Genomic DNA, 14331 nt, shown 5'->3' with positions numbered 1-14331 from the left:
AGTTATTCGTTAATGTTCGATTGGCAGATATGTTTCGCCGCTTGTTTTGCGGTAAGAATACACCCGGATAAAAAGGTGCCTTCTAATGAGCGTTTGCCACTGGCACCGCCGCCGCCAAAGCCGGCCGCTTCGCCGATTGCATAAAGGTTAGTTAAAGGTTCACCGCCTTTGCTGATGACTTGTGAGTAGATATTGGTTTGAATGCCACCTAAGCTTTTGCGACTGATCAGACTTACTTTTATCGCAATCAATGGGCCATGTTTACTGTCCTGAATTGGATGAGGTTTACAGGTTCGTAATCGATCGGCTTTCCATTTTCTGGCGTGTTCAATACGGCGGATTTGATCATCGTTAAATTGCGCACTTGGCCGAGCCAAGTTGGCGTCATAATCCGTTAACGTTTGACTTAGTATCGTTTCATCCATGTCAATGGTATCGGCTAATTGATTCATTTTGCTGACCAGCTGAGAGACCGTATCGGCGACAATAAAATGATCGCTTTGCTGTTGCATTTGTTTAACCAAACGATGATTACCAAGCAGTGTTTCTTTTATAAAGGTAACAAACTTTTTATCGCGGATCATTTGGTTGTGCTCGGCGCCAGAAATGGCGAACTCTTTACTGGCTATTTTCCAATTTAACACTTGCCAGGCGTAACCATGTTGTTGTTTCGCCATTTGTTTGCATAATTCGCGGGTATCAAAGCCTGTGACTAATGGTTGCGGGCCAATACGCTCGCCATTGGCATCGAGCCATAAAGCGGATTTACATGGTATCAAACTCAAGCCATGGTGTTCAAAGAGTGGTTCAGGGTGGGGAATGCCTGCAGCATAATTCCACATTTTATCTAAATGAGTTAACCGTCCGTGATGACGGGCGACTTCATCGTGCATTTTACCATCACAACTCGGACTGGTGCCATTTAACAATCGCGTCGGTTTTTGCCAATGCACAGGCCAATGTGCTTTTACCATATCAAGATTGCCGGTAAATCCGCCGCTGGCTATGATTACGTTGGTCGCTTCAAAGCAAACACCAACACCATCATTTGTCGTGGCAACACAACCGTTAATATGGCCCAAATCGTTTGTGGTTAAACGGTCTACAGAATGCTCAAATTTAATCGTTAATTGTGGTGCTTTAAATGCTGATAACGCATCTAAGGTTTTATTAACCAGTTCCAATGATGTGCCCCACATCACATGATAGCGGGGTAATGAGTTACCATCGCCGTACATGCCACGTTCAACCCAATTAACGGCAGGTAAGAATTTAATACCTAATTGTTTTACGTGTTGGTAAACATCTTGATAACTGCGTTGACAATAGAGCTGCGCCCACTGTTTTGGGTAATCATCGTCATCATTAAAGTCGGCAAAATTGTACCAGTCTTGTAAGGCAATATCGGCGTTATCATCTATGCCGTTACGTTTTTGTTCTTCGGTACCAATCAATGCCATGCCGCCAAAAGCCCAACGTGCTAGGCCGCCGACCATTTCTTGGCCATGTCGCTCTAGTATGACAACACGTTTTCCTTGCTGACATAATTCCAACGCCGCGGTTAAGCCAGCAATGCCAGCACCGACGATCAGTACGTCGCAAGATTCAACCTGTTGGGATGTTTCATTGTTGCGCATAGAAAAATTAATCTTTACCAGAGTGTGTATGCTTAGCATAATGGAGAAAAAATAAAACGCTATGGTAAAAAATACCTAATGGTGATGTCGAACGCTCACGCAAACGCTGAACAACAGCAGATGGCTTTACAACGCTTTATCAGTGAAATTTATACCGATATTGGCAAGATAGACTTAGCAGAATACCGCCAATATGCGCTTGGCCGATTACAGCAAGTTATTGATTTTGATGGTGCTATATGGAGTAATGGGCATCAGAAAACGTTAACCTTCCATAATCAAACACGGTTTAATGTACCTCAGCAGTTATCTCATGATTTGCTGCAATACCTTGACATAAATCCGTTAGCGGACGTGCTGTTGCAGCAGTTAGGGCAACCAATTGATATGCGTGATTTGTGCCCCGACAGCGAGTTTTATCAGTCGCAGATATATCAAAAATGTTTTAGTCAGCACGGCATTGAGCGGATTTTATCGAGCATTCATTTAGATGAGCAATGTGGCTTATTTACCTTGTTAAGTTTGTATCGTTTTGATCGCCAACGACCGTTCTCTGAGCAAGATAAGAAAATACAGCAAATAGCCTTGTATCATTTACTTACCGCCGCCAATCACGCCTTGTTTATGGCATTACTCGATGAGAAAAATCAACCAGGATTTGCTGCAATCTGTGACGACAAGGGCTACTTACATCAAGTGCAGAGTGAGTTTTTGCCATTACTGGCACAGTATGCCGACAACTTGCCTGCTGGGCGCTTACCTTTTTTGCCGCAAAACCTTGCCGATAATCTTGTCGACATTGAAGGCTTGTCGATGTCGGTGGCGCCATTTGATGACCGTTATCTAGTGCAAATAAGGGCAACAGGACCCTTGGCCAGTTTGTCAGAAAGAGAGCAGCAAGTGGTGACCTGTATTGTCCAAGGGCAAACCTTTAAACAAGCGGCAAAGTCATTGCAATTGTCACCATCTACGGTGTCGAATCATCTATATCGAGTCTATAAAAAGCTCAATATAGGTAGCAAAAGCGAACTCATTGCTTTAGTCAAACAAAGCGATTTTTAACTGCACCATCCCAACCCTTTATTAATGGAACTGCCATGGACAATAGCGTAAAGACACTGACAGGCTTTGGCGATGACGACGCAACAATGCGGGTTTATTGTCAAAATAGACCGCCTCTGGCCCCATTTGATGCGACTGAGGGGATTGTGCCGCTGCAATCCGGTGATATCCACTATATCGGCAAACACACTTCAAATCATTGGCGTAAAATCTTTAATGTCTATGCCAAGCTAGGCTTTGATTTATCGACAGTAAACAACACCAGTAACGCAAGTAGTAACGCAAGTAATAAGGAACAACGCTGGCAAGATTATCGTGACCACAGGTTATTGCAACAAGGCAGTAATAGTGCCTTGTTGTTTGCGCAACAGGCCGAGCAACTCGACGATGGGCAACGATTGCATATTGTTATGGGCAAAACCTACGCGACAAATTTGCTAGGAGAACAGTTTTTACAGCGCTGTTTTTGGCCAACAGCGGATATCGCTATATGTGAGAGTCGATCTATTATTGTTTGCCCATATTTCGATTATAGGCAATTAACAAATGAGAAAATCAAAATTTTACAATCACTTATAAGAAATATGACGGTTGTTAAAAAGTTGTAAATTTGCCTGTTAAAATTATTCCAAATCAATAAAATCTCGATATTATTATCTATACTTCAAGCATCAACATAACACTTAGTAAGGTAATCTATGTCTGAGCAAACCGTTCTGGTAATAAATTGCGGCAGTTCCAGTCTGAAATTTTCACTAATCGATCCCGACAGCGGCGAAGAATTTGTTTCTGGCGTTGCTGAGCGATTAATGACGGAGCAGGCGTTTATCAAAATCTCTCATCAAGGCAAAAAACAGCAAACTGCGTTATCAGAACCTTTTGACCATCAAATCGCGGTTAACTTTATTGTCGGTGTGTTAGAGCAGGTCGGGTTAGCGGACAAGGTCAGTGCCGTAGGGCATCGCGTCGTGCACGGTGGTGAGTCATACTCGCAACCAACCATGATCACCGACGAAGTAAAAGCCTCTATTGCCGAACTCGGTAAATTAGCGCCTTTGCATAACCCGGTTAACTTAGTTGGCGTTGAAGCGGCAGAGCAAGCATTTGAAGACACGCCGCAAGTGGCGGTGTTTGATACCGCATTTCATCAAACCATGCCAGAAAAAGCCTTTATTTATGGCTTGCCATATCATTTATACAAACAACATGGCATCAGACGCTATGGCTTTCATGGTACCAGTCATTTCTTTGTCGCCAATCAAGCGGCAAAAGCATTGCAACAGCCTATAAATGAGACCAGTGTTATTACCGCTCATCTTGGCAACGGTTGTTCCATTAGTGCCATTGAAAACGGCAAAAGCGTTGACACCTCAATGGGCTTAACGCCATTAGAAGGCGTGGTTATGGGCACCCGATCCGGCGATATCGATCCCGGTATTGTGTTTCATTTAATTGAACAGCTCAATTACACCCCAGATAAAGTCAACAGTTTGTTGAACAAAGAAAGTGGTTTATTGGGTATTTCGCAAATGTCCAATGACTGTCGCACCATTGAAGAAGCAATCGTTAACGATAATGACCAACATGCGGATCTGACCATGGACATTTTTTGCTATCGCATTGCCAAGTCGATTGCCTCGTTTATGGCAGCATTAAGCCATTTTGATGCCTTGGTCTTTACCGGTGGTATCGGCGAAAATTCGAACTTGGTGCGTTCAAGAGTGGTGCGTTCATTAGCTTTATTAGGATTGACCATCGACCCGCAACGAAATAGCGACGTACGATTTGGCAAGCAAGGGCTTATTTCTACCGATGACAGTGTCAAATGTTTGGTCATACCAACCAATGAAGAGTTGGTGATCGCGATGCAAAGTGCGCAGGTTATCGCTGAACAAGCGCAGCAATAGGAGACAGTAATGCCTAGACGAATTATGCTAACACCCATTGGCTTTGGGGTCGGACTTACCAGCGCCGCCTTTGGTTTGTACCACAAATTACAACAACTTGGTGTGGATGTCGGTTATTTTAAACCCATTAGTCAGCCGTCACGAAACATCCTACAAAGTGCGATAAGCTCGCCGCCAGAATTTAACAGCATTATTGAAAACTCTATTCCAATCAGTACGGTGGAAGAAAAGGTCGGTAATGATCAACTCGATGTGGTGTTGGAAGAGATTGTTGGTAACTTTGAAAGCATCGACAAAGATATCGTGATAATAGAAGGCATGATCCAAACCACCAAGCATACCTATGCGGCTAAAATTAATGCCGAGGTTGCCAGTGCTTTGTCTGCTGATATTATCTTTGTCGCAACCCCGGATAACGACACGCCTGAACGATTTCAAGATCGTATCGAGGTCAGTGCAAAAACATTTGGTGGTCTGAAGAATTCTCGCATAAAAGGCATGATCATTAATAAAATTAATGCACCTGACAAAGATGTGATTGGTTTGCTGCCAAGAGAAGGTGAGTTCACTCAAAATAGTGACATCAGTGAATGGGAAAATTTAAAAATATTTGCTGATAAAGAGATCAAACTAATTGGTGCACTACCTTGGGATATGGACTTGGTTGCGCCACGAGTCGAAGAGGTTGGCAAGTATTTAGACGCAACAATATTAAATCGTGGTGATATGGAACATCGCCGTATTCGCAGCATCAGCTTTTGTGCGCGCAGTGTGGCAAATTTAATGAGTCACCTTGAACCCGGTCGGTTAATCGTCACCCCAGGCGATAGAACGGATATTATCATTGCTACCTGTTTATCGGCGCTCAATGGTACCAAGATGGGCGCCTTGCTGCTCACCAACGGCTATTTGCCAAATGATTCGGTGCTTGAATTATGCCAACAAGCGTTTAAAACCGGACTGCCGGTGTTGTCGGTAGAATCGGATACGTGGGAAACCTCACGCAACTTAATGGGCTTTAACCCTGAGATCCCAGAAGAAGACATTCAGCGCCAAGATAGGGTGAAACAGTTTATCGCCGATAGATTAAACCAGACCTGGTTGGAAAAATATATTGGCAGTAAAGTCACCGGACAATTGTTATCACCGCCCGCGTTTCGTCACAAGCTTACCTCATTAGCTCAATCGGCCAATAAACTTATCGTCTTGCCTGAAGGTAATGAAGTTCGCACCATAAAAGCCGCGGCTATTTGTGCCGAGCGCGGCATTGCTCGTTGTCAGTTATTAGGTAAAAAAGACGAGATCATTATGTTGGCAGAGCAACAAGGTATTACCTTGCCGCCAGGGGTGATCATTACCGAGCCGAAACTAATTCGAGAAAACTATGTCAATCCGTTGCTTGAATTACGTAAGCATAAAGGCATGACCGAAGTCGTTGCTAAAGAAGAGTTGAAAGACAATACCATGTTAGCGACTATGATGTTGCAACTTGGGCAAGTCGATGGTTTGGTATCTGGCGCAGTCAATACCACCGCCAATACCATCAGACCGGCGCTGCAATTGATCAAAACCGCACCGGGTAACTCGTTGGTCAGTTCGGTATTTTTTATGCTGTTACCGGATCAGGTGTTTGTTTATGGTGATTGTGCCATTAACCCAGATCCTAATGCCGAACAATTGGCTGATATCGCCATTCAGTCCGCTGAGTCGGCGCAACAATTTGGTATTGAACCTAGAGTCGCAATGATCAGTTACTCAACCGGCAGTTCCGGTTTTGGTGCTGATGTAGAAAAAGTGGCTGAAGCGACGCGTATAGCACAACAAAAACGACCAGATTTATTGGTTGATGGCCCTTTACAGTATGACGCGGCAGTAATGGAAAATGTGGCTCGTAAAAAAGCCCCGGACTCCAAAGTGGCAGGGCAGGCGACGGTGTTTATTTTCCCTGATTTAAACACCGGTAATACAACTTACAAAGCCGTACAACGTTCTGCTGACTTGATCAGTATTGGTCCAATGCTGCAAGGTTTGAATAAACCGGTAAACGATTTATCTCGTGGGGCGTTAGTTGACGATATAGTTTACACCATAGCGCTAACGGCGATTCAAGCGGCGCAAAAAAAGTAGCCCTAAATAAAACGTGATATAAAAAGGCTCTACAGTGATGACTGTTGGAGCCTTTTTAATATATTGTATATTGTGCGCAATTGTGGACAAAAAGCCGCGGTCTTACCAGTGCGATATATCAATAGTGTGGGTATCAACCTGCATTCAAACCGGTTAATCAATGATAAAATTGATCGCTAATATGAAAGCTTTCAATGCATCAGATTAACGCACCAAAATAAAGCACTAGAATAAAGCACCAGTATAAAACACCAAAGATAAACAATAACTTAACGCTACTTACAACTAGAACGATAATAAAACCTATGACAAACATAATAGATGGAAAACTTGCGGCCCAACAGCTACGCCAGCAATTAAGCGCTAAAGTCGATGCCTTCGTTGACGTCAATGGCATTACCCCAAACTTAACCGTTATATTGGTTGGCGAGGATCCTGCCAGTCAGGTGTATGTGCGAAATAAAATTCGCCAAACACAACAAGTCGGTATGATTTCAAATGAAATCAAACTCGCTGATGATGTAAGCCAACAAGAGATTCTTGCTCATATTGCTCGCTTAAACGCCGATCACAATGTACACGGTATTTTGGTGCAGTTGCCATTACCCAAGCATATTGATGAACATGCCATATTAGAAGCAATCGAGCCGCACAAGGACGTCGATGGTTTTCATGCGTTAAACTCAGGGAAATTGTTCAGTGGCCAGCCTGGAGGTCTTGTACCCTGTACGCCTCAGGGGTGTGTCATCCTTGCAAAAAAAGCCTTAGGGGATAATTTAAGCGGTAAACATGCGGTGATTTTAGGCCGTTCGAATATTGTCGGTAAACCCGTCGCTATGCTGCTATTACAACAAAACTGTACTGTGACTATCGCCCATTCTCGTACCGAAAACATCGAACAAGTGGTGCGTGGTGCAGATATTGTTATCGCCGCTGTTGGCATTGCTAACTTTGTTAAAGGTGATTGGATCAAGCCCGGTGCAACCGTTATCGACGTCGGTATTAATCGCATTTTTGATCAGCAACAGGATAAATATACGCTGGTTGGCGATGTTGATTTTGCTGAAGTAGCAAAAGTCGCTGGCGCTATTACTCCGGTTCCCGGTGGTGTGGGTCCAATGACCATTGCCTGCTTGTTAGAAAATACCTTTGTCGCCGCCACACATAGTCTGTAGCGCGATTTGTCCTGTTGTAAATAAAGGTGGTACGGTGAAGCGACCACCTTTTTGTTAACTTGTGTGAAAGTTTTCATTTACCCTTTTAACGTTTCAGCAATACCTATTCTTGAGTTGTAATTGATTGTTTTAAAGGGTTTTTTACTATTCTCTTGATTGCCATTGGTTGTTATAACGTCATTCCAAACATTAGTGAATGACAAAACAACTTAGATTTAGGCAATTAAGATGAAAACAAAACTTGCGACAACTTCGGTACTAACAGCATTGGCGACCGTGCCGTTATCCTCATCTGCAGTAGAGGTATACGATGATGGTAAAAACACCTTTAATATTGGTGGTTACTTTGAGCCAAATATGGTGTTTGCCGATGGCACAGACGAGGTTGTTGACGGTGGCTCTCGTATCAATCTTAATTTTACCCACCAGTTAAAACACGGTTGGACTGCTTTTGCTAGTGCAGAGTGGGCAGTACGCTTAGTAAGTAATGATTCTGATTTAACGCTTGGTGGTGATGCCAGATTGGCGCAAGGAGAATCTTCGGATACCTTGTCTAATCGCCTTGGTTTCGTTGGTGCTCGTCACGACAAATGGGGTAGTGTCAGCGTTGGTAAGCAATGGGGTTCTGTATACCAAGTTATCGGTGTGACCGATAATCTTAATGTCTTTGGTGGTGACGCGGCAGGTGCCTACGCCCTAGGTGATGGCGGATATGTTGGTACCGGACGAGCCGAACAAGCAATTCAATACAATAATCAATTTGGTAATTTAGGTCTTAGCGCACAGTTTCAAGGTACTGAGGATACTGCGGTGTTGAGTGAAGAGTTACCGCCGCCTTTTGACGTGTTAAACGATGCAGAAATTACCTATGACAATTCTTATGGTGTGGCTCTGACGTATCAATTGCCGTGGCAATTAAAAGTCGGTGCGGCGTACAACCAAGCATCGGTAGAGTTTAGTGCGATCGACGATACCTTAGTACGTGAATTAGATGACACTTTAACGGCGGTTAGTGTGACCTATGGCAGCTTAGGCAAAACCGGATTATACGCAGCAGCGGTCGCTGTTGAGACTGAAAATCATGAATTTGATAACCGTGGCGACTTACTTGAAGAAGCCAGTGGTATTGAATTGATGGCCTCTTATCGTTTTGATAATGATGTCGAGCTGTTGGCTGCATACAACAATATGAGCAGTGATGATGCGGATAATGACTACGAGCGAGCCTATTATGTCGCCGGTGCAGCGTATCATATGAGTAATCAGTTTGTGGTGTTCTCTGAGTACAAGCTTGATGAATCAAAGAATCACGATGGCAGTGAATTAGAAGATGCGGATACGTTAAGTTTAGGTGCCCGCTATAGCTTTTAATGTTGCGCTTGTACACCGTGCAAATAACGATGCTCTGCAACGTATGGCAAGGGGACGGTAGTAGTCCCCTTCGCCAATATAGGCAGTTGTTATCCGTTAATTCGCAGCACATAACGAGTAGCCATTTACTCGCTTTTATTGTTTTAGGAGATACCAAGCAAATTGATTTATGCGTTTAGTGCATAGTGTTGTTGCGATAAAGTCATTGGGGCGTTGCATTGCTGATCCGTATAGTAGCGGCATCTTCAATGGTTACCGGTTATTGGTAGCGAAACACGGCCAGCATGCTTATATGAACAAAACGCAACTTTCACAATCAATGACGTTATGGTCATTTTTTAAAAGCAAAGCTTATTCGATCACCGTGACGCTTATTTTGTTGTGCTTAATTGCCATGCTGATGTTTAAACCATTACTGGTTGCTTTTGTGCTGTCACCAGTGCACCTGAGTTTTGACGCTGTTTTATTGCACGAGTTAATATTTGCTTTTAGCGCGCCATTAATATTGGTGTTTTGCTTACAAAGATTGGTGGTGAAACAGGATGTCAAAAAGCAATTTTCGAGTGTGGTTACCTTGGTTTGGTTGTGGGCATTATCACGCCTACTACTGCTTAGTGATGTCTATTTAGGTTTATTTTTGTGCGTTGTAGCGCAAACTTGGTTTTGGCTGTTGGCGACAAAGTTAATGCGTCATTTGTGCCGATTACGCGGTCAAGACTTAGCCAAGCCAATCGTCAGTATTTTAATGACCTCGCTATTATTTAATGATGTGGTGATGGTGACCGGTGGGTTGTTTTTGCCATTAAATACGCTAGTTTATCTGTCTCTGGCATCGATGCTGTCGTTACTGTTATTAACCTTATTGACGTTTACGCTAACGTCACAAATACAGCAAAAACAACAGCAATTAGTCAACAAACCACTGTAGCTATTTATACTGGATAACGCTCTTGTGAGCCGTTATTTTTTAACACCCGGTTGTCATCTGGAATCCAGTCTGGGGACAACCTCCCTTCTTTATATACATTCCTTGAATCTTTAAGCTCATATTGTTGAATGTTTTTTGTAAATTATTTGTATCAATTGTGGTCAGATGAGCACTTTGTATACCCCTGTTTTTCAATGTAACTGTTTGTAATTAAATGTAATTGATATTTACTTGAGATTAAATTGACACTGATTTGAGGAACTATCTGTTGTGTCTTTTCCTTAGCTTATTTATTAATCGTGCAACCCCGATTTTTGTTGGTATTACATCGACAAGAAATCGGATTTATAAAAACGCTTAATAGCATAGTAGGGGAGTGGCATGATTTTTAAATCATCGACTTTGGCTATGTTGATAGGAGCGGCGCTAGCAAATACTGCACACGCCGAGCAAGCACAAGATACAAATAATAAGCTATCTACCTATCAGCACGGTTCAACACAAGCGCAAACTGATCAACAATCAAGTTTTGCACAGACACATGAAACAACAGGTGTCTATCTTTTCATTTTGTCAGAAAAAAGTGCACTTGATAGCACTTATCAAGTACATGGAAATGATCGCTCGAAGGTCGTCGCTGTAATCGAACAACAACAACAGGACATTATGGCGGCGATCCGTAACTTAGACGCCAATGCCGTTCTAACACGTAAATCGCGTTTAACAGAAAACGCTATCTATGTGCAAATGACGCACGAAGCAGCAAAAACTATTCGCGAAGACTCTCGTGTTGTTCTCGCTGAACTGTTAAACGAAGAGCCAAACTACACTGCTGAAGATGAGTTTACTCGTTTTCCTTTCTTAAATGTGAAAGATGCAGGCGATGCGGTAACGGTTGCTATTATTGCTAACGGTGTTGATTACACTCACGCAGCATTAGGCGGTGAAGGTACTGCTGAAGCCTATAACTTAGCCTGGGAAAACCGCCATAACGCATGGGATGGTTTCCCTACCGATACAGTTATTGGTGGTCTAGATTTCGCGCCTGAAGGTTATCATACAATCGATTATAACCCGCTAGAAAACGCTAATGATGTTAATGTTGCCAGCGGTAACTTGCCATCAGGTACCGTGATCGCGAGTCAAATCTTATCTCAAGCACCTGATGCGAAAATTTTATCGTACAAAACCTACGATTGGTCACATGTATATTTTTACCCAGTACTAGATGTGATTATCGATCCAAACCAAGATGGCGACATCAGCGATCGTCCAGACGTTATTGTCATGAACAGCTGGGGCAACAGTGCGTTTTATGTTGAAGGTGACACGCAAGGCTCACAAGCTACTCGTGATATTGGCCTAGTACGACGTCTAAGTGCGACTGGTTCTTTGTTAGTGGTTGGTGCAGGTCAAACGTACTATGACCAGTATTTTAACCTGGCATGGCGTGGCGCAGTTCCTGAAGCGTTAACTGTTGGTAGCGTTGCTATCGATGGCGAAACAGCACAACTAAGTGGTTTTACGCCGGCAGGTCCTGTTCGTGGCGGTCATTTATTGAAGCCAGAAGTGGTTGGCCCAGGTGAAAATGTTGAAGGTCCTATTGCAGGCTCTGGTACAGACAACCTAGTGGTGTCTCCACATTCAAGTTACGCAGCCGGTTACGCGGCAGGTACAGCGGCTAAAATTCTAGCGCAATACCCACAATTGAGCCCAATTGAAGCCAAAGCGCTTGTTGCAAACACGGCAAATGCCAGCAACATCGTCGGCAACCAAGCGTATATTGAAGAATTTGATATATACACCAATAAATTGGCAGAAGTGCCGTTTATGGGTACCGGTTTAGTTGATGGTGAAAATGCCGTTAACGCAAGCGCGGTTGTGTTTGAATCATCAAGTTACCAACCAGGATTGGCGTTTGGTTTTGTAGAAGCATCTACAACAACCAGTGAAACACGTTATATCACGGTTAAAAACTTGACCAAAAAAGTACAAACATACCGTATTAACCAAGTCGTTAATGGCGATAAAGCCAATAATGCTGCAGTAAGCTTTGTTTACCCTGAAACCGTTAGTATTCCGAGTAATCGTTCGGTTACGTTCCCTGTGACCATGACTGTAGACGCGACTAAATTAACCACAGACGCATTTTTGTCGACTGAAGATTTTAATATCGAAAATTGGTCAAAAGCCTCTGTGAATGGTTACTTCACGTTTACCGATGACAAATTCAAGTCAGCAGATTTATCTATGGCTTGGCAAGTATTTCCAAAAAGTAACGCAGAATTAACAAAAGCTAATTCTACCGTACAGTCACGTTTGCCATATGATGGCGGGAAATTGGAAGAGTTGAGTAATGCATCGTATGAGTGGCTTGAAAGCTCAATGATCGATGTCACCAACAATACCGCGCAAACCCGCGTATTGCATACAATGCCATCAATTACCTCTATCCCAGTTAAAGAGCCAAGCAAGGCTGGCGGTCAAGGTCACCTATACCAGCGTATGGGCGCGACAATCAGCGCAGATGATCGTTGTGAATCAAACGCGATGTTATCTATCGCCGTGCAAATGTTTGATAAGTTTGATGTACCAATGGCAGAGCATTTTGATAAAGCCGGTCACGTATTGTCTTACTTTACTATTTACTCGGAAGAGATAGCTGATCAATATGCCGATGATCCGTTTGCGCTTGACCAATCATCAACGGATGCAGACAAGCTAGGTTATTTTGAAATGATCACCGACAACCAAGGTGAGCCAAAGCTTAGATACCTTGATTTAGCTATGGAATGGCGTTGGTGGGATCCAATGTATCGTGTTAAACACAGCGATATCCCATTAGACGTGTCTATAGGTGATGATACCGTCGTTGGCCATATCTGTGTTGACAAATTATATCACGACGATTTCCAATCAGTAGATGCCTTTGATGGTAACTTGGGTTGGCAGTTTGCCTCTGACCGTGACGCTCAGTCGCCGGTAAGTGGTGATGTAATTCGTTACAACCCAGTAATTAATGGTCAATACCGTGAAGAGATCATCGATCATACAGGTGAAACCGGTTATCCAAACTGGTGGGATACTTGGACTCCATGTGAAGCGAAAAGCTGGAATCCGAATTACTGTATCGAACAAGCAAACACGCTATTAGCAACCACAGGTAAAATCGCCACTTTAGATGACGACGGTGAAGCGGTTAGCTGGTCTAATCGTCAAGAAATTGCCCCTGGTCAAACAGTACGTGTCTCTGCTGCAGCGAGCTTGCAGTGTAACCCGAACGTTGTTTCTACAGGTATTTGGGTAACGCATGAAGACTGTCCTGAAGGTGTGATGATTTTTGAAACCGGTAACGATCAATTCCATATGTCAGGTATGACATTTGGTTATGATGCCACGATTATTGAAGGTCAATCATTTGTAGTCTACGAGAATGCGGAAAACGGTACTGTTGTTGGTCAACTTGACATGGACAGCATGAACTTCTTCCAAGCTGATCGTTCAGACGGTGAAATTCACTTAGTTAATGCTATTCCAGGTACGCCGTTTACGGTAGCTACCGACGGTACCATTACGATTGCTAATCGTGATGCGATTAACTACGAAGACAACACCTCTTTTACTCTTAAATTGCAAGCAGATTACGAAAACCGTGATTCAAAATTGGTTGAAGTGACTGTGATTGTAAACAACGTCAACGATGTTGCGCCTATGCAAGTGAAATTGCTAGACACAATTTCAACAACCGTTGGTGAAGCGCTAAACGTTGATTTGAACGGTAGCTTTATCGATGTTGAAGGTGACGGTGTGTCATATTTCTCAACCAACCTTCCTCAAGGTTTAACTATCACTGCATCTGGTGTTATTTCAGGTACAGCGGAAGTTGCAGGTAACTACGATGTAAGCGTTGTCGCTACCGATGGCGTAAATGATACAGCAGCGCAAGTCACTGTTGAGGTTGCCCAAAGCAATCAAGGCTCTGAACAAAAACAAGAGCAAAATCAGGACGAGATTTCAGAAAAAGCTGATGACTCATCTGCAGGTAGCACAGGTATTGTGTTTGCCATGCTAACCCTGTTCGGCCTTATCTCACGTCGCGTGTACAAATAAGAAAAAGTGAGAGG

The 14331-nt window shown here is 43.3% G+C and carries 9 protein-coding genes; 8 read left to right on the top strand and 1 reads right to left on the bottom strand.

Going from position 1 to position 14331, the window contains the following annotated elements:
* Positions 1-2 precede the first annotated feature (2 nt).
* Positions 3-1637, bottom strand: a complete 1635-nt coding sequence (locus E2K93_RS00885; protein ID WP_135437276.1) for an FAD-binding dehydrogenase — start codon at positions 1635-1637, stop codon at positions 3-5.
* 78 nt (positions 1638-1715) lie between these two features.
* Here E2K93_RS00885 and E2K93_RS00880 point away from each other — a divergent pair, with 78 nt between their 5' ends.
* From E2K93_RS00880 to E2K93_RS00845, 8 genes are all read left to right on the top strand, one after another.
* Positions 1716-2699, top strand: a complete 984-nt coding sequence (locus E2K93_RS00880; protein ID WP_135437275.1) for a helix-turn-helix transcriptional regulator — start codon at positions 1716-1718, stop codon at positions 2697-2699.
* A gap of 35 nt (positions 2700-2734) precedes the next feature.
* Entirely contained in the window at positions 2735-3307 is a 573-nt protein-coding gene (locus E2K93_RS00875) for a DUF6942 family protein (RefSeq protein WP_135437274.1), read from the top strand.
* Between the two features lie 90 nt (positions 3308-3397).
* The gene (locus E2K93_RS00870; RefSeq protein ID WP_135437273.1) at positions 3398-4606 is read left to right on the top strand and encodes an acetate kinase; all 1209 of its coding nucleotides are present in this window, start codon (positions 3398-3400) and stop codon (positions 4604-4606) included.
* Between the two features lie 9 nt (positions 4607-4615).
* Entirely contained in the window at positions 4616-6733 is a 2118-nt protein-coding gene (gene pta / locus E2K93_RS00865) for a phosphate acetyltransferase (protein ID WP_135437272.1), read from the top strand.
* A gap of 305 nt (positions 6734-7038) precedes the next feature.
* A complete protein-coding gene (locus E2K93_RS00860) occupies positions 7039-7908 on the top strand; it encodes a bifunctional 5,10-methylenetetrahydrofolate dehydrogenase/5,10-methenyltetrahydrofolate cyclohydrolase (RefSeq protein ID WP_135437271.1) in 870 nt (289 codons plus the stop codon).
* Positions 7909-8136: 228 nt separating this feature from the next.
* Positions 8137-9279 (top strand): porin, encoded by a 1143-nt coding sequence (locus E2K93_RS00855; RefSeq protein ID WP_135437270.1) that lies wholly within the window; start codon positions 8137-8139, stop codon positions 9277-9279.
* Positions 9280-9448: 169 nt separating this feature from the next.
* Entirely contained in the window at positions 9449-10207 is a 759-nt protein-coding gene (locus E2K93_RS00850; RefSeq protein ID WP_135437269.1) for a hypothetical protein, read from the top strand.
* Between the two features lie 381 nt (positions 10208-10588).
* Positions 10589-14317, top strand: a complete 3729-nt coding sequence (locus E2K93_RS00845; protein WP_135437268.1) for a S8 family serine peptidase — start codon at positions 10589-10591, stop codon at positions 14315-14317.
* Positions 14318-14331 lie beyond the last annotated feature (14 nt).

The sequence above is a fragment of the Thalassotalea sp. HSM 43 genome (genome assembly GCF_004752005.1).
GTDB lineage: Bacteria > Pseudomonadota > Gammaproteobacteria > Enterobacterales > Alteromonadaceae > Thalassotalea_A.
This window is presented reverse-complemented; position numbering and strand designations above follow the sequence as displayed.

Coding starts and splice junctions, on each gene's coding strand:
- E2K93_RS00850 (WP_135437269.1), top strand. CDS start 9,449: ATGCGTTTAGTGCATAGTGTTGTTGCGATAAAGTCATTGGGGCGTTGC.
- E2K93_RS00880 (WP_135437275.1), top strand. CDS start 1,716: ATGGTGATGTCGAACGCTCACGCAAACGCTGAACAACAGCAGATGGCT.
- E2K93_RS00845 (WP_135437268.1), top strand. CDS start 10,589: ATGATTTTTAAATCATCGACTTTGGCTATGTTGATAGGAGCGGCGCTA.
- E2K93_RS00875 (WP_135437274.1), top strand. CDS start 2,735: ATGGACAATAGCGTAAAGACACTGACAGGCTTTGGCGATGACGACGCA.
- E2K93_RS00860 (WP_135437271.1), top strand. CDS start 7,039: ATGACAAACATAATAGATGGAAAACTTGCGGCCCAACAGCTACGCCAG.
- E2K93_RS00870 (WP_135437273.1), top strand. CDS start 3,398: ATGTCTGAGCAAACCGTTCTGGTAATAAATTGCGGCAGTTCCAGTCTG.
- E2K93_RS00885 (WP_135437276.1), bottom strand. CDS start 1,637: ATGCGCAACAATGAAACATCCCAACAGGTTGAATCTTGCGACGTACTG.
- pta (WP_135437272.1), top strand. CDS start 4,616: ATGCCTAGACGAATTATGCTAACACCCATTGGCTTTGGGGTCGGACTT.
- E2K93_RS00855 (WP_135437270.1), top strand. CDS start 8,137: ATGAAAACAAAACTTGCGACAACTTCGGTACTAACAGCATTGGCGACC.